The organism is Algoriphagus locisalis (genome assembly GCF_900116615.1).
GTDB lineage: Bacteria > Bacteroidota > Bacteroidia > Cytophagales > Cyclobacteriaceae > Algoriphagus > Algoriphagus locisalis.
This window is the reverse complement of the sequence record NZ_FPBF01000002.1, coordinates 571172-594075: the sequence shown is the minus strand read 5'-3', so window position 1 is coordinate 594075 and position 22904 is coordinate 571172. Positions and strand designations below refer to the sequence as shown.

The 22904-nt window shown below is 41.1% G+C and carries 21 protein-coding genes; 10 read left to right on the top strand and 11 right to left on the bottom strand.

Going from position 1 to position 22904, the window contains the following annotated elements; all coding sequences use genetic code 11:
* The first annotated feature begins 23 nt into the window (after positions 1-23).
* The 4 genes from glmM to BM386_RS07565 all read left to right on the top strand — a co-directional run bounded on the left by glmM (position 24) and on the right by BM386_RS07565 (position 3158).
* Complete coding sequence (gene glmM / locus BM386_RS07580; protein WP_091692456.1) at positions 24-1418, top strand: phosphoglucosamine mutase; 1395 nt, start codon at positions 24-26, stop codon at positions 1416-1418.
* A gap of 42 nt (positions 1419-1460) precedes the next feature.
* The gene (locus tag BM386_RS07575) at positions 1461-2603 is read left to right on the top strand and encodes a cysteine desulfurase family protein (RefSeq protein WP_091692455.1); all 1143 of its coding nucleotides are present in this window, start codon (positions 1461-1463) and stop codon (positions 2601-2603) included.
* A 92-nt stretch (positions 2604-2695) separates the two neighbouring features.
* Complete coding sequence (locus BM386_RS07570) at positions 2696-2908, top strand: hypothetical protein (RefSeq protein ID WP_091692454.1); 213 nt, start codon at positions 2696-2698, stop codon at positions 2906-2908.
* Positions 2901-3158 (top strand): type II toxin-antitoxin system RelE family toxin, encoded by a 258-nt coding sequence (locus BM386_RS07565; RefSeq protein WP_091692453.1) that lies wholly within the window; start codon positions 2901-2903, stop codon positions 3156-3158. Before BM386_RS07570 ends, BM386_RS07565 begins: the two co-directional genes overlap by 8 nt.
* Before the next feature lie 37 nt (positions 3159-3195).
* Here the strand turns inward: BM386_RS07565 and BM386_RS07560 are convergent, their stop codons facing one another.
* The gene (locus BM386_RS07560; protein ID WP_091692452.1) at positions 3196-3939 is read right to left on the bottom strand and encodes a hypothetical protein; all 744 of its coding nucleotides are present in this window, start codon (positions 3937-3939) and stop codon (positions 3196-3198) included.
* Positions 3940-4047: 108 nt separating this feature from the next.
* Between BM386_RS07560 and BM386_RS07555 the strand changes: the two genes are divergently transcribed.
* From BM386_RS07555 to BM386_RS07545, 3 genes are all read left to right on the top strand, one after another.
* The gene (locus BM386_RS07555; protein ID WP_091692451.1) at positions 4048-4377 is read left to right on the top strand and encodes a Rieske (2Fe-2S) protein; all 330 of its coding nucleotides are present in this window, start codon (positions 4048-4050) and stop codon (positions 4375-4377) included.
* An 84-nt stretch (positions 4378-4461) separates the two neighbouring features.
* Entirely contained in the window at positions 4462-5739 is a 1278-nt protein-coding gene (locus BM386_RS07550; RefSeq protein WP_091692450.1) for an APC family permease, read from the top strand.
* A 126-nt stretch (positions 5740-5865) separates the two neighbouring features.
* Positions 5866-7983, top strand: coding sequence for an outer membrane protein assembly factor BamB family protein (locus BM386_RS07545; RefSeq protein ID WP_091692449.1), 2118 nt, complete (start codon positions 5866-5868; stop codon positions 7981-7983).
* A 9-nt stretch (positions 7984-7992) separates the two neighbouring features.
* Here the strand turns inward: BM386_RS07545 and BM386_RS07540 are convergent, their stop codons facing one another.
* The 10 genes from BM386_RS07540 to BM386_RS07495 all read right to left on the bottom strand — a co-directional run bounded on the left by BM386_RS07540 (position 7993) and on the right by BM386_RS07495 (position 19092).
* Positions 7993-8403 (bottom strand): DoxX family protein, encoded by a 411-nt coding sequence (locus BM386_RS07540; RefSeq protein ID WP_091692448.1) that lies wholly within the window; start codon positions 8401-8403, stop codon positions 7993-7995.
* Positions 8404-8567: 164 nt separating this feature from the next.
* Positions 8568-9287 carry a sugar transferase gene (locus BM386_RS07535; protein ID WP_091692447.1) on the bottom strand — a complete coding sequence of 240 codons (720 nt, stop codon included), beginning with the start codon at positions 9285-9287 and terminating at the stop codon, positions 8568-8570.
* 165 nt (positions 9288-9452) lie between these two features.
* Entirely contained in the window at positions 9453-10370 is a 918-nt protein-coding gene (locus BM386_RS07530; protein WP_091692446.1) for a glycosyltransferase family 2 protein, read from the bottom strand.
* A 10-nt stretch (positions 10371-10380) separates the two neighbouring features.
* A complete protein-coding gene (locus BM386_RS07525) occupies positions 10381-12081 on the bottom strand; it encodes a right-handed parallel beta-helix repeat-containing protein (RefSeq protein ID WP_091692445.1) in 1701 nt (566 codons plus the stop codon).
* 14 nt (positions 12082-12095) lie between these two features.
* Positions 12096-13088, bottom strand: a complete 993-nt coding sequence (locus tag BM386_RS07520; protein WP_091692444.1) for a glycosyltransferase family 4 protein — start codon at positions 13086-13088, stop codon at positions 12096-12098.
* Positions 13085-14302: an O-antigen ligase family protein gene (locus BM386_RS07515; RefSeq protein ID WP_091692443.1), complete on the bottom strand. Its 1218-nt coding sequence runs from the start codon at positions 14300-14302 to the stop codon at positions 13085-13087. Before BM386_RS07515 ends, BM386_RS07520 begins: the two co-directional genes overlap by 4 nt.
* Entirely contained in the window at positions 14299-15510 is a 1212-nt protein-coding gene (locus BM386_RS07510) for a glycosyltransferase family 4 protein (RefSeq protein ID WP_091692442.1), read from the bottom strand. Before BM386_RS07510 ends, BM386_RS07515 begins: the two co-directional genes overlap by 4 nt.
* A 27-nt stretch (positions 15511-15537) precedes the next feature.
* A complete protein-coding gene (locus BM386_RS07505; RefSeq protein ID WP_170857057.1) occupies positions 15538-16608 on the bottom strand; it encodes a glycosyltransferase in 1071 nt (356 codons plus the stop codon).
* 5 nt (positions 16609-16613) lie between these two features.
* The gene (locus BM386_RS07500; RefSeq protein WP_091692440.1) at positions 16614-17558 is read right to left on the bottom strand and encodes a glycosyltransferase family 2 protein; all 945 of its coding nucleotides are present in this window, start codon (positions 17556-17558) and stop codon (positions 16614-16616) included.
* On the bottom strand, positions 17545-19092 hold the full coding sequence (locus tag BM386_RS07495) for a lipopolysaccharide biosynthesis protein (RefSeq protein ID WP_091692439.1): 1548 nt from the start codon (positions 19090-19092) through the stop codon (positions 17545-17547). Before BM386_RS07495 ends, BM386_RS07500 begins: the two co-directional genes overlap by 14 nt.
* 227 nt (positions 19093-19319) lie before the next feature.
* On the opposite strand from BM386_RS07495, the gene BM386_RS07490 reads away from it, so the two are divergent.
* The 3 genes from BM386_RS07490 to argB all read left to right on the top strand — a co-directional run bounded on the left by BM386_RS07490 (position 19320) and on the right by argB (position 22903).
* The gene (locus BM386_RS07490) at positions 19320-20513 is read left to right on the top strand and encodes a polysaccharide pyruvyl transferase family protein (RefSeq protein WP_091692882.1); all 1194 of its coding nucleotides are present in this window, start codon (positions 19320-19322) and stop codon (positions 20511-20513) included.
* Positions 20514-20651: 138 nt separating this feature from the next.
* Positions 20652-21797 carry an ATP-binding protein gene (locus BM386_RS07485; RefSeq protein WP_091692438.1) on the top strand — a complete coding sequence of 382 codons (1146 nt, stop codon included), beginning with the start codon at positions 20652-20654 and terminating at the stop codon, positions 21795-21797.
* 293 nt (positions 21798-22090) lie between these two features.
* Positions 22091-22903 (top strand): acetylglutamate kinase, encoded by an 813-nt coding sequence (argB, locus tag BM386_RS07480; protein WP_091692437.1) that lies wholly within the window; start codon positions 22091-22093, stop codon positions 22901-22903.
* The last annotated feature ends 1 nt before the right edge of the window (position 22904 follow it).

Below are 22904 nucleotides of genomic sequence, written 5' to 3'. Positions count from 1 at the left end.
TTAATCAAATCAAACCACCATACGTGTCACTAATTAAATCAATCTCTGGCATCAGAGGTACCATCGGAGGTAAGGCCGGCGATGGACTTACTCCCATTGATATTGTCAAATTTGCTTCTGCATATGGAGCTTGGGTACTCGAGAAAACAAATAATCCTAAGGTAATTATCGGTAGAGATGCACGTCTTTCTGGTGAGATGGTCTCTGGATTAGTTTCGGCTACGCTCCAAGGAATGGGGATCAATGTGATCGATCTTGGTTTAAGTACCACTCCGACGGTAGAATTTGCGGTTCCTTTAGAAAAAGCCGGTGGAGGAATTATCCTTACTGCTAGCCATAATCCCATTCAGTGGAACGCATTAAAGTTGTTGAATGCTAAAGGTGAATTTATTTCGGATGCTGAAGGAAAAGACATTCTTGACAAAGCTGAAAAGGAGGATTTTTCTTTCGCGGAAGTAAAAAAACTTGGAAGCTATACGCAAATTAATGACTACATCGAGCGCCATATTCAGCATGTCTTGGACTTGGAACTGGTAGATGTAGAAGCGATCAAAGCCAGAAGTTTCAAAGTGGTAGTTGACGCCGTGAATTCCACTGGAGGAATCGCAGTTCCTATGCTTTTGAAAGCGTTGGGAGTGACAGAAATAGAAGAGATGTACTGTACTCCAGACGGTCATTTTCCCCATAATCCTGAGCCACTTCCGGAAAACTTGAGAGATATTTCTCAGAAACTTGAACGAGGAAGTTATGATCTAGGAATTGTAGTTGATCCAGATGTGGATCGTTTGGCATTTATCAATGAAGACGGGTCAGCTTTTGGAGAAGAATATACTTTGGTTGCAGTTGCTGATTATGTGCTTTCTAAAACCCCAGGAAATACCGTTTCCAATCTTAGTTCAACTCGCGCACTTCGTGATGTGACAGAAAAAAGAGGGGGAGTTTACAATGCTTCAGCGGTAGGAGAAGTGAATGTAGTTAACCAGATGAAAGCTGTGGATGCAGTGATCGGTGGAGAAGGAAATGGTGGTATCATCTATCCAACTTCTCATTTCGGTCGTGATGCCTTGGTGGGAATCGGGTTGTTTTTGACACATTTGGCTAATTTCGGAAAGACAATTTCCAGACTAAGAGCGACTTATCCAAACTACCATATTTCAAAAAATAAAATCGAGCTCACTCCTGAGATTGATGTCGATAATATTTTGCTTGAGATCAAAAAGAAATATAAAAACCACCCTATCAACGACATAGATGGTGTAAAAATCGAATTTGAAAAGGAATGGGTACATTTGCGGAAGTCAAATACAGAGCCGATTATTCGGATTTATTCTGAATCTGAGTCGGAAGCTACTGCAGAGCACTTGGCGAAAAAGCTGATTGCCGACATCAAAGAAGTAGTGAATGCTTCAATGATTTGAGATTAGCTCTAAAGAAAGAATATACAACCCAACACGAGTACGATGAAAGTTTATTTAGACAATGCAGCCACCACTGCCATGGACGATCGGGTGATCGAAGCTATGATTCCTTTTATGAGAAATCATTACGGTAATCCTTCTTCTGTCCATAGTTTTGGTAGGGAGGTCCGAACTGCCATAGAGAGATCACGTAAGAAGGTTGCTGAATTGTTAAATGTAACTCCTGCCGAAATTTTCTTTACCTCTGGTGGAACAGAAGCTGATAATACAGCAATAGTTTGTGGGATAGAAAGCCATGGCATTACGCATGCGATCACCTCACCACTTGAGCATCATGCGGTGCTTCATACACTGCAGATGTGTGAGAAAAAAGGCCACATCAAGCTTAGTATCCTTGATGTAAACGAGAAAGGTGAATTGGATATGAATCAGCTGGAAGAATTGCTGAAAACAAATCCAAAAAGCCTGGTGTCGTTGATGCATGCAAATAATGAAATTGGCAATTTGAATGACCTGAATCACATCGGATCACTTGCAAGAGAATACGGAGCGTTTTTCCATTCGGATACGGTGCAGACTATGGGTCATTATGTTCATGACATGAAGTCTCTTCCAGTGGATGCGATTGTAGCTGGTGGACATAAATTCCATGGGCCAAAAGGATCCGGATTTTTATATGTGAAAAAGGATAAAAAAATCCATCCATTGATTCACGGAGGTGCGCAGGAGAGAAATATGCGTGGTGGAACGGAGAATGTGATTGGGATTATCGGGATTGCAAAAGCATTGGAAATCGCCTATGAAGACATGGCTGAGCACCAACTTCATGTGGAAGCAATCAAAAAGCATTTTGCCCATAGCCTGACGCTGGAAATTCCTGGAGTTGAGTTCAATGGTCTTTCTGCTGATCTGGATAAGAGTTTGTACACAGTTCTCAGTGTAAGCTTACCTCCATCCGAAGCCAATAGTGGTATGTTGCTTTTCAATCTTGATTTGGAAGGCATTTCAGCTTCTGGAGGATCGGCTTGCAGCTCAGGAGCCACAGTTGGTTCGCATGTGCTGAGAGCGATCAATCACACGCCAGAGCGGGATGCTGTTAGATTCTCCTTTAGCCGATTTAATACCATAGAGGAAGTAGATTATACAGTCGGAAAGCTGAAAGAACTTTACGTTGTAGAAGCATAATAAATAAGAAAGGAGCTGATAAGGCTCCTTTTTTTATTTGCTCATTATGAATGAGTTGAATAAATATTTGTCTTTTTCAATTAAATTGAAGCATGGATACTCAATATCGAAAACATCAATTTGTTACAGATCCTAAGGGAGAAAAAGTTGCAGTTATCATTCCAATTAATGATTACAAGAAAATGATGGATGAGTTGGATGAACTGGAGGATATCAGACTGTATGATGAATCGAAAGTTTCCGATAGTGGAGAGCGTATTTCGATTTCAGATTATTTGAAAAAGAGAAGTTTGGATAATGAGTAAGTATAAGGTTCTTTTAACTTCAAAGGCTCAAAAGCAATTGGATAAACTATCCAATAATGTGGCTAACCCAATCCTAAAAGCTATAATTTCTTTAGCAGACAATCCTAGACCATCAGGCTACAAGAAACTTAAAGGTAGACCGGCCTTTAGAATAAGAATTCAGAACTTTAGGGTAATCTATGAGATTAAAGATAAAGTTCTTTTAGTAGGAGTCATTGCTATAGGACACACAAAGGATATTTACAAATAGTCATTCTTCGAATTTCAAACTTCAAACTTCAGAATTCTCACTTCCCAGTATATCCAATCGCATACGGCGTCCAAATTTCATAAATAGGATCGCCTTTGGAGCTGAGACCGCTGTGGTGCCATTCTCCGTCTTTGACCTCGTAATTGAAATCCAGGCTGGCTCCCACACGACTATCATCACGTGAAAAGAAGGTGATGTTTTCTATGTATTTTCCATCTTTGGCAGTGTAAGTACCTCCTCCAGTACCGGAGAATTCCTTGGTTTCGGAGTTGAAAGCGATCCACTGAAATCTGCCTCCGCTTAAGATTTTAACCGTTCTTCTTGCTCCTGGGGTAGATCTGGAGATTTCCTCACCTCTTTTTCTACCGGTGATAACCCAGTTTCCGGTGAGATCATTCTTCTCATCAGATACTTTTTCCCAGATTTCTACGAGCATTTTGCCGTTGATCTCTGAGGAGATGACCATCTTTTCATTAACCCAGTCCAGCTTGTATTTATTTGTCTTCCCTACCTGAAATGGATCCAGAGTAAAGAAATCCAGGGTTTCAAGATATTTTCCATCTACATAAGAAAATGGACCTCCGCCAGCACTCACAAAGTGATTGTCAGCTACTCGCTTTGCTCCAAAGGCGAAATAGTCATCCTGATAGATTTTGATGTATTCCATATCTTTAACCTCTTGCCCGTCTTGATGGGTGAGCCTCCATGAACCTTCCAGGTTTTGCCCAATCGCTAAATTGAAACTTAAAAATGCGGTGAATAGTAAGAGTAAAGCTTTCATGGTTACAGGAGATTTATTGTTCTATTAAATTCAGGAAGTTTCTGCAGAAAACCAATGCTTTGTTTATGTTGTGGTTTAGATTCCTTTTGAACAGAGAAATTCCTTCTTATGAAAACATTCTTTTTGGGTAGTTCGAAAAGCCAAGTTTTGGAAATGATTCCTGAAGAGGCAATTCATAAAATTCACTTGGATGAGCATACCGTTGCTTTGGTGAGATCGGGGGAAAGCTTTTATGCATTTCAGTCAGATTGCCCCCATCGTGGAGCTTCTTTATTTCAAGGGACATTAACCGAGACAAACGAAATAGTTTGCCTCTTGCATGAATATAGATTTGATTTGAAGACTGGGAAATTGAAGGTCGGCTCTTGCGGGGATTTAGAGACTTATCCCACAGAACTCACGGAGAACGGACTGAAAATTTCCATTTTTCCCACTTAAATTCCATTTGCCGATGATCAAGTTTTGTACTTGATACTTGATTTTTCTCCCTACTTTATACCTTCATTCACCTAATTCTACATTATGCTTAAGCGAGGGATCCGCAGATGGGATCTGGTATTTTTGATTATAAATTCTGTCATAGGAGCGGGTATTTTTGGCCTTCCTGCCAAAGCTTTTGCTCTTTCGGGTCCTTATTCCTTGCTGGCGTTTGGTGTTTGTGCTGTAGTGATGCTGGTCCTGATTTTGGTGTTTATGGAGGTGAGTTCTCGTTTTGATAGAACTGGCGGACCATACCTTTACATTAAGGAAGCCTTTGGCAATATTCCGGCTTTCGCTGTAGGTTGGGTGTTGATGCTAACTCGGCTTTTTAGCTATGCTACCTTAGTCAATTTGCTTGTCATCTACATGTCCTTTTTCTCTCCTGTTTTTCAGGAAGAATGGATGAGAATTCTGATGATCGTAGGAATCACAGGGGTTTTAACTGGGATTAATCTACTTGGGATCAAAGACTCCACGCGCACCACAAATATCCTGACGGTTTCAAAATTGGTTCCGCTGACGATCTTTATTGTGATTGGTCTTTTCTTTTTAAATGCTGAAGCTTTTGATTTCAGTTCACCTCCGCCAATGCCTGAGTTTGCAAACTCTGCCTTGTTGCTGATTTTTGCGTTTGGAGGGTTTGAGGCTGGTTTAGTGATCTCAGGAGAGGTGGAGAATCCACGTAAAAACCTTCCCTATGCGTTGATGACCGGGGCGCTGATTATCACTGTTTTCTATGTTTTAATTCAGGTCGTAGCTATAGGTACACTTCCTGATTTGGCTACTTCAGACAAGCCTTTGGCAGATGCTGCATCCCGAATTATGGGTTATGGTGGAGGCTTATTTATTACGATTGGAGCGATTGTTTCGATTTTGGGAACCTTGAATGTGCAGATTTTAAGCGGTTCGAGATTGCCCTTTGCGCTCAGTGAGTCCCAGCAATTCCCAAAGATCTTTTCCTTTATTCATCTCCGATTTAGGACTCCATCGGTAGCTGTTTTGTTCTTTGCTTTTCTGATTATTATCGTGGCCACAGTCTGGGATTTTATGGGTTCGCTGGCGATCTCTGTCATCGCAAGATTGCTGATTTACCTCTTGGTTTGCGGAGCTTTGATTCGCTTGCGCAAAAGCCAGCCAGACGCCGATTACTACAAGTTGAAGTTTGGTATTCCACTGGCAATAGCAGGAATGGTCGCTACGATCTGGCTACTTAGCAGTACTCAAATAGAGGAGATTACCGACATGGCACTATGGACTGGGTTAGGCTTTGTGATTTACGGAGTGCATAAGATTTTTTCGAGAAAGAAATCTGTAGAATAACTATCCTGCTTCTCCAGAGGGTGATTTTCTTCTTAAACCTAATTGAGAAATTGACTCTTGGAGAAGAGTTTTTTCCTTCGCCGGTAATTCCCGATATTTTGCTTTCAAACCCATCCTGACCTATTCATGAAACCCCTACTCAAAGTTGTCTTTGGCTCACTCTTACTTTTTTCTGCCTGTCAGCCAAAAACAGCCAAAATCGATTATACAGATTGGTCTCATTATGGAGGTCCGGCGGATGGTTCTCGATACTCGGCATTGACCCAAATCACAAAAAACAATGTCTCCCAACTCGAAGTGGCGTGGACCTACAATACCGGTGATGCCACTGCCAGTTCTCAGATTCAATGTCAGCCAATTGTCGTGAATGGATTGCTCTATGGCTCTACTCCCAAGTTGAATGTGTTTGCTTTGAATGCTTCAACAGGTGAAGAAGTCTGGCGGTTTGACCCATTCGAGGTATTGGGTGGAGAGAATTCCTGGGCTGGCACCAATCGTGGGGTGAGTTACTGGGAAGATGGCGATGACAAACGTATCCTATTTGGAGCTGGGAATTGGTTGATGGCAGTGGATGCAGAGACAGGTGAGCCGATTCTGAGTTTTGGAGATGAGGGAAAAGTCGATCTTCGCAAAGGTTTGGATACCGAGAGGGAGGATTTTATGATCGTAGCCAATGCTCCTGGAGTGGTTTATGGAGATTTGCTGATCATAGGAATGCGACTATCCGAAGGCTTGGATGCTGCGCCTGGTCATATTCGTGCTTACAATATCAGAACTGGAAAGCGGGAATGGATTTTTCATACCATTCCTCAGGAAGGAGAACCTGGTTATGAGACTTGGGATCCAGCTACTATAAAACAGATCGGCGGTGCAAATAACTGGGCTGGAATGACCGTGGACCAGGAGCGGGGAATTGTATTTGTACCGACAGGATCAGCTACTTATGATTTTTGGGGTGGCTATCGCAAAGGAGATAATCTCTATGCTAACACTCTAATTGCCTTGAATGCTCAAACGGGAGAACGAATCTGGCACTTTCAGGCGGTGCACCATGATGTCTGGGATCGGGATTTTCCTGCAAATCCTAATCTGATTAGAATTCAAAAAGACGGAGAATGGATAGATGTAGTGGCCCAGATTTCCAAGCAAGGAATGACGTATGTTTTTGATCGTGCCACTGGAGAGCCTGTCTGGCCTATTGTGGAAACTGAAGTTACCCAGTCTGTCATGCCGGGGGAATTTACGTCCGCCACTCAGCCAATTCCTACTTTGCCGGAGCCATTTATGAATATGGTGTTTGATGAATCCAGTATTCTGAGCCTTAAGCCAGAATGGGAAGCCGATATCAGAAATCAACTCGAAGATGCGATTTATGGCGATACTTGGGCACCACCTCACCCGGAGAAACCCATCGTACTTTTCCCGGGAATGGATGGAGGCGGAGAATGGGGCGGAGCTTCTTTTGATCCGGAAACACAGACTTTCTACGTAAATGCCAATCAGATTCCTTGGATTATAGGAATGACTCCCAACGCAGATTTTGAAAATGTGGGCAAGTCTGTTTACACAAATTACTGTGGCAATTGCCATGGGCTAGATCGGAAAGGGAATCCGCCAACCATTCCTAGTTTGCTAGATTTGAAGGAGAAATTCACTTATGATTCACTCGATCTTTTGCTTCGCAAAGGAAGAGGAGCGATGCCGGCTTTTGATCATATTTCTACCGAAAACAGAAAAGTGATCTTAGAGTATTTGATGGACAAAGCTCTGGAAGTAGGAGATAAGCAGGAGATAGAAGGAGGAAAAACCCAACTTTTTCCCCGCTACTATATGGATGGCTATAAAAAGTTGGTGACCAAAGAAGGTGTTTATGGATCAAATCCACCTTGGGGTCTTTTGACTGCGATCGATATGAGCACGGGTAAGAAAAAGTGGCAAGTTCCACTAGGTGAAATAGATTCACTAAGTGGTCAGGGATTTGCTCCGACAGGTACTGAAAACTATGGTGGACCAGTAGTAACAGCTGGAGGAATACTTTTTATAGCTGCCACCAAGGATGAGATGATCAGAGCTTTTGACAAGGAAACTGGAGAGATTCTCTGGGAAGCTAAACTTCCAGCTTCGGGACACGCTACCCCAGCTGTCTATGAAATGAACGGTAAGCAATTCCTCGTGATCGCATGTGGTGGAGGAAAAGGCACAAAAAGCGGAGATGCTTACGTAGCTTTTGCTTTACCTGATTAATTAGAAAGGTTATCCTCCGTAGTACATGGATTTGCGGTTGCTCATGCCATCAATGGAAAACTTTCCTGCACCGAAAATAAGTACACATATGAAGACAGTACAGTATAAAAGAGGTAGTTCCTTCCTTCCAAAAGGATCAGATGCATGAGCTACAAAAGCAGCCATTAGCATTGTAATTATTAGAGGGATCGTTGCTAGCCTGGTCTTGAATCCAATAAGGATAAGAATCGCACAGATAAACTCGGCAAAAACTGCCAGTGATAAAGAGACCACTGGGCCTAAGCCTAAAAAATCCATGAATTTGATGGGTTCCTCTCCAAAAAACCGCATCAATTTTGGATAGCCATGAGTTAAAATCATACCTCCAGCGCCTAACCTCAGTATCAGTAATCCAATATCTTCTAAAACAGTCTTCTTCATTATTCGGGGTGAATGTTGATGAGATCAGTATAAATAATGGATTGGATTTAATATTCAAAGTAATTATACATGACTAGTAGCATACTCATTTAATCTTTCACAAAAAAAAACGACAACCTAGGAGGATGCCGTTTGTTATTGGTGAATTAGTGGTTAATAGTTTATTACTTTCCTTTTTTATTGATCATTGTCATTACTGTCTGACCTATCACTTTTAAATCCGTCAATAGATTGACTTGGCTCAAATATTTTAAATCCAAAATCATTCGCTGACACATTTCTTCTACTGTCTCTGCATAACCATAATCTACCTGTCCAATAGAAGTAATTCCCGGACGGATAGTCAGCAACTGAGTATAAAGTGGCTGTCTTGCTACGATCTGTTGAATAAAATGTGCACGCTCTGGTCTAGGACCTACTACGGACATATCCCCCATCAATACATTGAAGAACTGAGGGAGTTCATCCAAGTGGGTTTTTCTCATGAAATTACCCCATTTGGTGATTCTAGGGTCATTGTCTGAAGTAAGCTGTGGGCCATTTAACTCAGAATCCACGATCATACTTCTGAACTTAAGGATATAAAATGGCTGTCCATTTCTACCGATTCTTTCCTGCTTGTAGAAAACAGGACCTTTTGAAGTCAATTTGGTGATAGCCATTAATGTTAGGAAAACAGGTAAACCTGTAAGAATTGCCAGGGAAGAAAATAAAATATCAAATGTTCTTTTTGCAAATCTTGTCGTTACTTCTATGCCCTCATTCACTCGTTGTGATACAGTGCTTCTTGAAATGTTTGTTAAAGAATAAAGGTCAGGGATTATGCGCCCCGACTGGTAGCCTTTGAAAACAATTTCTTGTTGATGTGTGGAGTTAGGTATCATTGGTTTAATTTTTTTAGTCAAATACTGTGGTGCCTGACATAATCCAATAGGGATGCCAAGCAAAAACACGCCTATATATTGGCTGTTCAAGAGCTTTTTGGGAAATTGTTAACATTTATTATGTGGAGGCTGTCCACACATTGAGAGAGATATTACCTGATGGGTTCAGGCATGACGCCAATAAGCCTTGGTCATAGAGAATGACTTACGAAGTCTGACTGGGAGAGATTGATAATGCAGTCCCAGTTTATACCCAAGAAATTTAGCTCCCGTCGCGACTAGGCTTTTTGGGATCAATAGTGGGTTGTGTTTAAAAGTGTAGTTGAGTTCTGATTTGAGATACTTGAATCCTTCACTTTCTGCCCTGCCAAAGTGTTCGAAAATCCATTGGTTATTGACGTGGAATACTCCGATGTCAAAATACCGCTTGAATTCTTCAATGGCAGAATAATCATGTGAGTGGTGTATTTTGGAGTCCGAAAGGTACGCCATTTTCCATCCATCCAACAACATTTTACCTGCAATTAATACGTCTTCCCCCAAAATAGAGCCTGTTGGGAAGCCATTTACTTTAAAAAAGGCTGTTTTTCTATAGGCAGCAAAAGAATTGGAGCAGGAAATCGTTCTAATTCCATAGCGGTCAGCGTCTTCTAGGCTCTTTGTTTTTGACTCCGCTGGGTAGTTGAAAAGCCTCGCATGCGTCTCCAAAACCTTGGCATTTTTGTGTGGGAGTTGTCGGCCATAGACCATTCCTAGCTCAGGATTTTTTTCCAAAGCTTCCACCATCACCCTGATCGAATTGGAATCTGCGAGTATCGCATCTTGGGTAAGAAATACAAAAATATCCGCATCCGGAAAGGTCACCGCTGCCATTTGCCGCGTGCCTCCATGATCAAAGTCTTTTTTGTCAATCTGAATCAAATCACAAGTTTCCTCATTGATCAGATCCAGGGTGCCATCGGTTGAGCCAGAGTCTATGATGACAAGTCTTGAAATCGGATGATTTTGCATAGCAATGCCAGCGAGTACCTCTTTCCAGGTCTTGCCTGCGTTTAGCGTGGGAATAAAAAGATTGACTTTCATTGCTCAGAGGTTAATTGCCAGAGATATCTACTACTCCATAATTGGCTGTTCCGGTAATCATTTTTTCATTCGATACGCTGGCTTTCCCTTTTCCTACGAATATTACCGTTTCTGTATTGGCTATGCCCCGATATTCATTTCCTTCCAAAATTAGATTATCGGGATAATGACTTCGAAAAGCCTGGTTTTCCTTTCCTCCGGCTATGGAAGTTACCTTGTTGTTTTTCACGACCAGTTCTTTTGAGTTGTCGTCAAAAATGGCTGTGTTGAAAGATTTGATCTGATTTCCAATGATCTGGACGTTTTTAGCGGTCTTCCTGAGAATAACGGCTGAGGAATTCTGACTCAGAATCTCGTTGTTTTCAATCCGTGCGTTGTCCGCTTCAGTGATTAGAATTGTGGGATTTCTCGAGGAGTTTTCGATTTTATTTCCAATCAATTCCACTTTCCCTTTCAAATTCAGGTTGAAGTTGGCGTGTGAAAAGCTGTTGTTTTCAACGATAAATTCTTCGACCTGGATTCCATTCGGAAGGGAAAGAGAACCCAGCTCATTATTTTTGAGATGAATTTTCTGCGCTTTAGTGTTCGCAATCAAATTGATACTGCTGAACCTGTTTTCTTCAAGTACCAATTCATCCAAATCCAACGTAATTTCCACCTGATTATCAGCCCAGTTTTTCTTTCCCAGGATCACTCCGCAGCTTTCCACATAGATTGCCGGACGGTTATTTCGATAAGCTTCATTTTTATAAATCAGCACATTGGCCACATTGATCAGTGTCACGATTCCTGATCCGTCTGGAGTAGATTCTCCTTTCACAAATCCATTTCCGCAAGTGATATTTTCTGTGATCAGGCATGCTATATTCTTCGCTTTTTCCTTGGATCGGTTATTAATATCGATGGCATCGGAGGCATTTTCTTCCAGTACATTGTAGGAGAAATTGTAATCTTTTTCTTTGCCAGAATCCCCAAAAGCCACCTGTATCGCAGACATTCCATTGTGATGGATGACATTGTTGATTACTTCCACCTTTCTGCTTCCATGGATAAAAACACCGTTTTCCCCATTTTTATAAATTTCAGAATCATGAATGGAAACTGTATTACTGGACAAAATACGGACACCTGTTCCCGGCTGATAGCTGTGGGTTTCTGCTCTTGGCATTCCGAAATGATGGATTTTTGTATTGGCAATATCAATCCCGCTCGATTGAAAAGTCATGATTCCAGGATGCGCTCTTCGCTTGGTAGAATCTCCAATTAGTTCGCTGTCATATATTCGGATCTGATGGCTTTTCAGAAGGTAGATCCCCTCATTTTTTGATTCTCCTTTCAGTGAAATGCTGATATTCCTTACTCCTTGTCCCAAAATTAAAGGATTGGGAGAATTCTGTTTTTCTATGGAATATTGTCCGTCTTTGGCAGACTCGTGATGTTTGATGGTTCCTTCTGACTGAATATTCACTCCAGATTTTAGAAGAATTGTTCTGACCAAATAAATGCCTTTTGGGAAAAACACCGTATCTCCTTCCGTTGCTTGGTCGATCACACCTTGGATTGCATCTGTCTGATCATTTTCAGATGCTGCCAAAACTCCCTTTTCAAGCACATTTATTTTCTTCCCAGGCTTTAAGGAATCGCTTTGGCAAAAGCCAGCTAAAGGCAATGCAAGTAGCAATAAAAAGAAGAATTGGATATTTCTGATCATGTAGTTGAATGCTTTTAACCTAAAATGGTGTCCCAGGTTTCCGCAGCTGTTTTCTCCCAGCTGAATTCCTGCGCCCGTGTCAAACCTTTCACCATGCAATCCACATAGAATTCCTCTTCATTCACCAGTTTTTCTATACCAGAAGCTATTGCGGAAATGTCCGTGGGATCCACGCAAAGTGCCGCTCCTCCGGCCACCTCAGGAAGAGAGCTGGTATTGGAAGTCAAGACAGGCGTGCCTGAGGCCATGGATTCTATGATGGGCAAGCCGAAACCTTCCATCAGGGATACAAACAAAGTTGCATGGGCGCCTTTGTAAAGTTTGGGTAAATCTTTTTCCTCGATAAAACCCAAAAACCGAACCCTTTTTTGAATTCCTAGGCTCAAGATCAATGTTTCAAGATCTGGATCGTTATCACCGGAAAGAAAAAACATAAAGTCATTTGGAATTCTAGCCTTTGCAAAGGCCGTCAGCATGGCTGGTACATTTTTGTTTTTTCGACGATTTCCCACGTAAAGAAAATAGGGACGAATGCTCTCATATTCTTCCTCATTTTGAAGAAAATGACTATCCACTCCATTATAAATCACTTTTATGAGCTCTTCAGGAATTTTTAGAAGTTCTACCAGCTGGCTTTTGCTGAAATGCGAAACGGTTATGATTTTCTTGGCTTTTGGAGCTAGCCTAGCAATGACCTGCTCATAGTAAATCTTATGCAGCTTCGAATAGTAAAACAAATGCATCAAATCATGCACGGTAAAAATGAAGGGAATCTTCGAAAAAGCCGGAGGCATAAAAGAAGGACTGTAGAATACCTCCGCACTAGACTTCTTAATTTCCTCACCGAGCATCAAAGGAGACAGCAAACTTCCTAAGCCCATTTTGCTTTGCACAAATTCACAGGAAGCTTCAGAAGGAGCATAGTTCATGACTTCCTGATACAGCCTTCCGATTCCTGTATTCCCGGCCCAGCGACTATCAATCAATATTTTTTTCTGTCGATTCATAGGCTGATCTTTATTTTTTTGAAGTTGATTTCCTGAAGAGTACCGATCAGATAAATCAGGCAGAAATACATCACTACGTCGTTGTCATACCCTGAATATAGAATCATCATAATTGCCAGGATTGGAAGAAAAAGCGCAATCCAAAGACGTGGATTGCCCATTTTTCGCCAGCATTCCTGCATAAAGCAGATTATAAATGTCATGAAGGATATAAAACCAACGATTCCCATTTCGAGATAAGTGGACATGAAGGTGTTATGGATATGTGGTTCTCCACGATAGAATTCTGCATAAGTATCAAGGAAATCCGGCGCACTTAGAAAGCCATTTCCCAGAGGGGAGATTTTATCAAAATGTTCAAAAAAAGCTGTCCAATAAACCAGTCGGATGCCCATTCCATCATTTGAAGAAGTCAAAGAATCTACTCTAATTACTTTTTGAAGGACAAATGGGAGTGAGATGGCGATCAAGATTACTAGTCCAATTTTCCATTTCTTATCCACAGAAAACCAAATCAACATGAAAACTCCAATCAATAACGCAACAATTGGAGTTCGGGAAAGACTGAGAAAAGCCACCAGAAAAACAAAGACAATTCTCCAGATCGATAGCTTACTTTTCAACACTAAAGGGATAGCAATGAAGGAAAAACCCATCAAGGCAATGCGAGCTCCGAACATGTTTTTGTCATCAAGTCCCCAATAAAAAAGTGTATCTCTATACAAAGCACTTGCTTCTCCAGAAGAGTCACTGCCTAGAATTAAGCTGAAATCGTAAGCTTGATGAAATATCAAAAGCTGGACTAGGGAAAGGGCCAAGACTACCAGAAGAACCGTGTCCAGTTTATTGATTAGAGCTTCATTTTCCCGTGAGCCAAGCCAATTGATTGCGAAAAAGAGAAAGGAGAAATTGATGACTAATTTAATGATATTGGTCAGCGCTAGTGGTTCGCCTGGATAGTTAATCAAATAGCTGATGACTGCATAGCTACTAAAAACAGCCAAAGCAATTGACCAATTTGGGTATTTTATCTGAGGAGTTTCTCTGTAAAAAAAGAAGGAGCTCACCAGGAAAATAAGGGGATAAACTTTTACCGGTAAGAACATGGAAATCAGCGAAAGCAAAAACAGTGTCTCAGCGATGGAAATAGCTTTCCATTGATTTCCTTCTAGGACTGAAGTCTGATTTGTTAATGTGATTTCCGGTGTGCTCATTTGGAAATAGCAGTTTGGGATTTCTTCAAAGCATGTTTCAAAACTGACTCATATTCTTCTATCATACGATCAGCATCCAAAATTGAAGCAACCGACTCCCGTGCTACCTTGCTAAACTGATTGTATAGCTCGGGTTCAAAATAAAGCTGACGCATCGCAGCGCTTAAGGAATCCGATGAATGGTCAAAGCAATAAAGTCCATTGACTCCGTCTTTCACAGTTTCCTGAAGTCCGCCTCTTTTGTTAGCGATCACAGGGACGTGGTTTGCCAGCGCTTCGATTGCTACCATTCCCAATGGTTCTTCCCAAAGAGAAGGCACTATAAGTACATCAATGTTTGCTAGAAATTCAGTGGAGTTCACATAGCCTACAAACTCAATTGTAGCGCCTGATGACAGATCTTTGAGATGTTGTTCGTAGGCTTTATTTCCTTTTCCTGCGATGCTCAAGCTAGCTTCGAAGTCCAGCGTTTTGAATTGCTCGATCAGCCATTCCAATCCTTTTACCTTAGAAAGTGTGCCCAAATAGCCAAAATGAATGGGTTGTTCGGTTTTCCTAGGCCGTTTTGGAGAAGGATTTGGAATTGTTCGCGTATTGTAAATAATGTTTTTAGAAGCGTTTGAAAAGTAGCCAAAGTCAATAAAACGCTGCAAAATGCTATTGCTGATACCTACAACGGCCGAGACTTGCTTTGATTTTTCTGCATGGTTGCTGCGCAAAAGTTTACACCTCAAACACTGGTTTTCGCAGGTTTGCTCGTTTTTAAACATGTTGCTGTTTGGGCAAAGCAAATACAAATCATGGAGCACTTGTACGATAGGAATTCCTGCTTTGGCTATGGGTTTCCATACTTCAGCAGACCATCCTGCAAGGTTGTGACAAGAAACGATGTCAGGTTTCTCTACCTCCAAAACTTCTTCTACTACACTTGACATCTTTTCATTTGATTGATCCTGATAGTGCCAATTGAGTCGGGCAAGCTTATTTTTTTTGGCCTTAGAATATGGCCAATAGGCATTTTGCAGACCTGCTCTGTAGACCTTTACTCCATCAACCTGCTCGGTATTTACCCCTTTTTCAGGCATCAAACTCAAGACCACGACCTCGTGTCCGAGAGATTTCATGCCTTCCACGATAAGTTTCAGGGAAATCTCTGCGCCACCTTCGATCAGCGGACTATAAAGAGAGTTGATGTATATTATTTTCATTAGTTGGGGTTAGCTGAAAAAGAAATATCAATTTAATAAGCTTTCGTAAAGCTTGATTAAACTATCGGTTACGTCCTGTTTATTGTTTTTCTTTTGTACCAAACTCCTCATTCTATGACCTTTTTCAATCAGAGAAGTTGGGTTGCTTTGATGCAGCTTTATAGCTATTTGAACTTGTTTTTCCAATGCCTGAAGATGCTCGGCCTGAGAAGAATAACGGTAATCAAAAACATCTTCACCTGCTCCTAAGTCATCAATAGTGCCAATTTTCGGGCATATGACTGTTCTGCCATAGGAAAAGCCTAAAATGACTGTTCCCGAATTTAGACTGCTTTCCATAGAATAGGGAAGAATAAGCAAGTCGGAATCGTGAATGTATTTTGGTAAATCAGCATCCGGGATGAATTTCAACTGAAGAGAAATGTTGCCAGCACCTTCGGCTACCTTTTGTAAGTCACTTCGGTAACCTTCTGAATTCGGGTTTCCTGCTATAGTTAAATGAACTGCTTCTGGAAATTTCTTGGCTACCTCAATCAGCAATTCAATGTTTTTGTAAGGTTTGATCGCACCCAGGAAAAGCAACTTCAATTTTGTGCCCTTTTTGTCGGTGTTTTCTGAAATCATCGGGCCATATACATCGACGAAATCAGGATGGGGAATGTGGACGATTTTAGTGGTAAGTTTTGGGTATTGGCTTTGCAATATTTCCTTGGAAACTGCTGAATGAATCACGATGGCATCGGCCTGTGAAACGATTTTCTGTGTCAAAGCCCTACTTAATTTTCCTGATTTTTTCTCATGTGAAAGTCTATTGTGCATGGTCCAGACCAGCTTTTTCTTCCCAAATTTAACCGCTGCTAGCACCACCAATTTCCGGAAATAGCTTTTCCACATACTTGCGGCACTGCTGTCATCCAGATTTTCAAACCAATTCAAATGCAGCAATTTGATGGACTGATAATGCTTGCTTGAAGAAAGAAAATCATCCAACCGGTTTACGTCATAGCCATGCTTTTCCAAGCCATTCACCAGAATAGCGATGTATTGATTTTCCTTGTTTTCGCAGGGATTGAAGATGATTTTGGTGCGTGAATTCATAGCCATCAGGAGCTTTTTGATTTCATGCTTTTCGCAAGCGAAAGACCGATGTCCTTGATGGATAAACCAAACTTATCCCGCGCATTCATCCAGGTTTTTGCTTTCTCCAGAGGATTGCTTCGCATGGAAAGCATCATCGTGTAAAGCTTCTTATCATGCATGTACTTGCCTTTTTCCCTCAGCAAATGATTGTAAATGACTTTTTCAGAAGGATGTGGAGGATTGGTTTTCAAGAAATCTTCCAGCCAAACCGAATAGCTCAAGTCAGCCATCATTTTATGCAGGTCATTTCCTGTGGAGGTGATGGAAAGACGGTTGCTTCGATATTCGAAGACGGGTTTATTCGAATGAGCAATGCCCTTTTTTGCTGAGGCGATAAAGGCGGTGATATCATCCGACCCCCAGGCAAGCGGAAGTTTGTAAAAACCACCTTGTGCTTTCAAGGAAGTAACCCGATAAACGTAATCTGAAATGTAGTTTGAGCGCAATTGACGCAGTCGATGCCAGATCGAATCATAAACATATTCAAAAGCCGGAAGTGCTGGAGTTAATATCACATCATTTCCATCGTCGTCGATGATTTTGCTGCGACAGTGGTAGACATTCAAGTCTGGGTAGGATTGAATCAGCTTTTCAAATTCTGCCAAATAATCCGGTGCTAAACGGTCATCATCCCCCATTATGACGATATATTCCCCAGTGGATAACTCTATGCATTTGTTCCAATTGTCCACTAAATCATAAGCACCGACATTCTTTTCGTTTTTGAAATAGCGAATACGTGGGTCCTGATTTTTTAGCGAAATTTCTTCCACTGGCTCAGGCGAGCAATCGTTTAAAATGATCAGTTCAAAGTCCGCAACGGTCTGTGCAAGTATGCTAGCGATGCATTCTTGCAGGTATTTGCTCTTGTAAGCAGGAATACAAATCGAAAATTTATTCTTGCTCATTGGATGGTTTTCTTTTCAAAAGTTTTGTGCGTAGAAATTCAATATCCGCTGATTTGATGATAAACAGAAAGTGAATTGCGGCAAAAACCGTAGTGAAAATAAGGGAGCTGATAATCATTCCTAACAGACCTTCCGGCATTTCTATCCATTTTCCAGCTCCAAAAGCGACTGCGAAAGCAATCAAAGCACCCAGTACAGAAGGAGAAAATGCGCCAAAGAAAATCTTCTTGCTATCGAGTTTCAGCACTTTTGGAATGTAATAAATATAGAAAAAACCGATCTGAATCAGCATGTAAGCTAAGTACCCAATAACCGCAGCGCCTACATTTAGCGTGGGAGCTAGAATGATTGTAATCGGAAGGGAAAGAATACAAGCCGTCGCGGAGGAGTAAATCAGGAAGCGGGTTTTGCCTGAAGAAAGAACCAGACTAGCCACGGGAGTATTGTGCATATTGAGTAGCACAGTGAGCAGCCAAATGTTCAGCCAAACCGCCAAATGGAGGTAATCCTTCCCCATATAGAGGAGGAGAATTGATTCCGAATTCAGCACCAGCAGAAAGACAATAAAACTTAAAAAGATAGAAATGTATCGTGTGGCAGTGAAAACCATTTTCTCCATCTTAGGATGATTTCCTTCTTGATATACTTTGGAAGCTGAGGGTAAAAGTACCTGAAGGAAGATCGTTCCAAAGGAAATGATCAGCATCGCAATCGTCTGAATTACACGATAATCCGTCAACACATCGATACCCGAGGCGAATTTTGCCAATAAGATTGGCCGTAATTCATTTGCGGTGAGCTGGAATAAACCCATCAGAAATATCGCAGAACTGTAGCCGATTATTTCTCTAAAAATCTTCCCATCCCATTGTGGTTTAAGAAGTTGAGTCCTAGGGATCGGAAAAACTCCCAACTTTAAAATATTCAGTGGTATAGGGACAAGCGTGGAAATCGTATAGAAAAGAAAATAAAGTGGGAGTGACCACTTGAAATGAATGGCGATAATTGCGACCATGAAGTTCAATACGCTACTGACCACCGTCACCCGATTCACATAACCCAATTCGTCTTTGGCGCTGAGGAGTTGGATGATCACATTCGACAGCCAGTTGAGAACTGTACTTGCCGAAAGAATGTACATCATGATCCTGTACGTCGGGATCTGATCAGGTTTTAGATTGAAGAAAAACTGGCCGTAGTTGGCCATAAATATGAAAATCAGCGCATTGACCAGACCAATCGTCCCGTAGAAAATAATGCTGGATCTTGAAGCTTTTCCGATATTTTGCCAGTCAGCTTTGGCTTCCCACATGGAGAAAAAGCGTACGGAACCCACGTTCATTCCCAAATCCATTAGCCTTAAATAGGCATTGAGGGAAAAGGCCAAAGCGATCAATCCGTAGTCCGCTTTGCCATAAAAACCCACCAATAAGGGTATGGTAACAAACTTGGCGGCAGCATCCAGGATTTTGGCTAAAATTCCCCAGACTGAACCTGAAAAAATACGGTGGACTGCAACTGGTTTGGTGCTCAAAATAGTCTTTTGATGATTTTGTACTGAATTTACGTCCTACTTACCAAAAATAGTTCCTCAGCTTAATTTCTCTGGATTTAAAATCAAGTATCTTTTTTGCAAGGATATTATTATTCTGAACTGAGTAGCGTTGAAGGTTGTCCCAAAGGCAATTTAGTTAAGCGTTCGAGGTTCAGCTTTACCAGCTGTGGACTGTGGTCTATGGCCTGACGACTAAAAACAAACACATGACAAAAGTCTTAATTATTGGAGCCTTTGATCGATACAATTACGGGGATTTACTTTTTCCATTGGTGATCGAAAGGCAATTGAGTACATACGGTAAGGATTTTAAATTTGAGTATTTCGGTTTGGTTGAGAGTGATCTTACATCTGTTGGAGGCTTGCCGACCAAGGGATTACAGAAGTTTTACAAAGCCTGTAATGATCCAAATAATCCTGTTCATGTGATTATCGCGGGTGGTGAGGCATTGGGAGTGACATGGAATTCGCTTTATGCTGCGCTGAATCCACTTTTCCAACAAATTAATAAGAGGCATGTCCGGGTAAATAAATTGTTGGATCTCAATGGCTGGACTAAGAAGATCCTGAAAGGAAAGACCACGCTTCCTTTCGTGTTTGACAAATCAGATTTTGCCGGAGTACAATCTGTGACGCTGAATTCTCTCGGTGGATCAGGGTTAAGTGTAGCCACTTTCGAAAAGTATGATTTCTTGAAAGATAAGCTTCAGAATGCGGATTATTTTGCAGTGCGGGATCAATTGACAGTGAATAATTTAAAGGAAAATGGATTGAGCGCTGACCTCTTTCCTGATTCAGCGATTTTGATGTCTGAGTTTTACCCGTTGAATTTCCTGCATAAAAATGTCACCCAAGAGGTGGCTGGATATGTGGCTGAGCATTCTGGAAAGTATGTTTTTGCTCAAATAAATAAGAAAACCACACGCGGTCATGAGCAGACCATTGCGGATGGTCTGGATGAGATTTATCAAAAAGGGAATACTGAAATCTGCCTTTGCCCAATTGGGAAAGCATTGGATCACGACGATCATGAAGCTCTTCAGGAGATAGGGACACTTTTGAAAAGCCCTTTTACTTATTTTGATGCAGACAATATCTGGGATATCATGTACCTGATCGCAAATGCGAAATGCTATGTGGGCACGAGTTTGCATGGAGCGATTACGGCATTGAGTTATGCGGTGCCGCATGTAGGATTGAAGGTAGAAAAGCTAGGTGCTTATTTGGCGACTTGGGGATTGGAAGGGAATCAGCGTTCTATAGAGTTTTCTGAAATCTATGAACAATTCGAGGTGGCCACCAATGCTACAAAAGAAGATTTGGAAGCTTCCCGGGAACGACAATTCACAGAAATCAAAAAGGGATTTGATAAGATGGTGAAGGTATTGGAGTCAAATTAAGAGCGGTTTGTACTGGTTTTAAATTATTTCAAACTAAACTGTATCCGTGATTTTTGTGATTTGAATCACAAATAATAGCTATATTTTGTGATTTGAATCACAAAAATTATATTAAATTTGTGATTAGCCCTCTTTACTATGTCACAAACTGCTATTATTAGAAATCTTCTCTCTTCCATTAAAGAGCGTTTGTTCAGAAATAAAGCCATCCTGGTTTTAGGGCCGAGACAGGTTGGAAAAAGTACACTCTGCGAAAAATTATTGGAAGAATCTGGTCAAACCTGGTTATATCTAAATGGAGATGAAGCCGATGTGAGATCGGAGCTAACAGATACCACAGCTACGCGGTTAAAGAACTTACTAGGGGATCATAAAATCCTTTTTATTGACGAAGCGCAGCGAATTCCAGGCATTGGGATTACTCTGAAAATAGTCGTAGATCAACTCAAAGACGTGCAAGTAATTGCTACGGGTTCATCTGCATTTGATTTGGTAAATCTCTCGAATGAACCTTTGACAGGCAGGAAATTTGAATTCTTTCTCTTTCCATTGAGTTTTGGAGAAATGGTAAATCATCATGGTTTATTGGCTGAAAAACGTCTAATTGAGCAGCGGATGATTTATGGGTATTATCCGGAAATTGTCACACACGTAGGAAAAGAAAAGGAGTTGCTGAAACTTCTTGCGGGAAGTTATCTTTACAAAGATTTGTTGATGCTGGAGCAAATCAAAAAGCCGATTTTGCTTGAGAAATTGCTTAAAGCATTGGCGCTTCAGCTTGGTAGTGAAGTTAATTACCATGAGTTAGCGCAAATAGTAGGAGCGGATAAGATTACGGTAGAAAAGTACATAGACCTACTGGAAAAGGCATTCGTAATCTTTAGGATTCCAGCGTATAACAGAAATATAAGAACTGAATTAAAGAAAGGGAAGAAAATTTACTTTTACGATTGCGGGATCAGAAATGCGATTTTAGGAAATTTCAATCCTTTTCTAAATAGAACGGATGTGGGAGCGCTATGGGAAAATTACTTTATCGTAGAGCGGATGAAGTATCAGGCTTATAACAACGTGGATGCTAACTATTATTTCTGGAGAACAACGGCACAGCAGGAAATTGATTTTATAGAAGAATCAGAAGAAGGCATGAAAGCAATAGAATGTAAGTGGAGCGAAAAAGCCAAAGTTAGGTTTCCTTCTACATTCACAGCGGCATACCCGAAGGCGACTCTTGACGTAATTTCTCCAAAAAATATTGAGGGGGTGTTAGGATTTGATAGTTAGATTTAAAATTAAAACTGCCAGCTTGTCAGCCTTTGTTACCAAAGAAATATTTGTCTTTTGACTTTTAAGAGTTTTTTGTTTCACTATTTCAATAAGATGAACCTAATCTGCAAAATATCCTCTTTCGGTACGAAGGTTGTTTAAATAATGGCAGGTTAAATAAGTTAAACCTGTATTTATCAAATTATCAACATTCTAATACTGTAATTCAATTCTGATTTGTTTCTATTTCTGTCCCTCCATAAGGGAGAGTCAGGTTCGGAAAAAATCAATTAAATATAAAAAAAGTAGAAATGTCTAAGCAAAGAATTCTCATCAAATATGGTGGGAATGCGATGGTGAATCCCCAGTTGCAGCAGGAAATTGCGGCACAGATTTTTAAACTTCGGGAAGCGGGATTTGAAGTCATCATGGTACACGGAGGTGGGCCATTTATCAATAAAGCCCTAGAAAAAGCAGCCATCAAATCACAATTTGTGGATGGCCTCAGAGTGACGGAAGCCATTGCTTTCGCAGAAATCCAAAAAGCTCTCATCGGAGAAGTCAACGCTGACTTGATATCCACGCTAAATCATAATAAATTAAAAGCTGTCGGCCTTTCCGGTAAAGACGGAGGGATGGTGCGAGCCAAAAAATATCATCACAAATCAGCTGAAGGCAGTATTGTCGATTTGGGTTTGGTCGGTGAGATCACTGAAATCGACGATAGCCTGGTTAATTTACTTTGCGAAGCTGGCTATGTGCCTGTTGTCGCTTGTGTGGCAGATGGAGCAGATGGCACTTCTTATAATATCAATGCGGATACTTTTGCCGGGAAACTCGCAGCAGCCGTAAAAGCTAACCAATTGATCGTATTAACGGATGTGGATGGACTTTTTCTCAACTATCCCGACCCTGCATCTATCATTCGTGAATTGGATGAAAATGCTGTAAATAAGCATATGGGAACAACCATTCAGGGTGGAATGATTCCAAAAATTCAATCCTGTATGCTGGCATTGAAAGAAGGTGTGGGAAAAGCAATTATCCTGAATGGCACCAGGCCTGAGCAGATCGCAACGTACGTGATCGACAATGAAAAAATTGGAACCACTTTGACCCTATAAA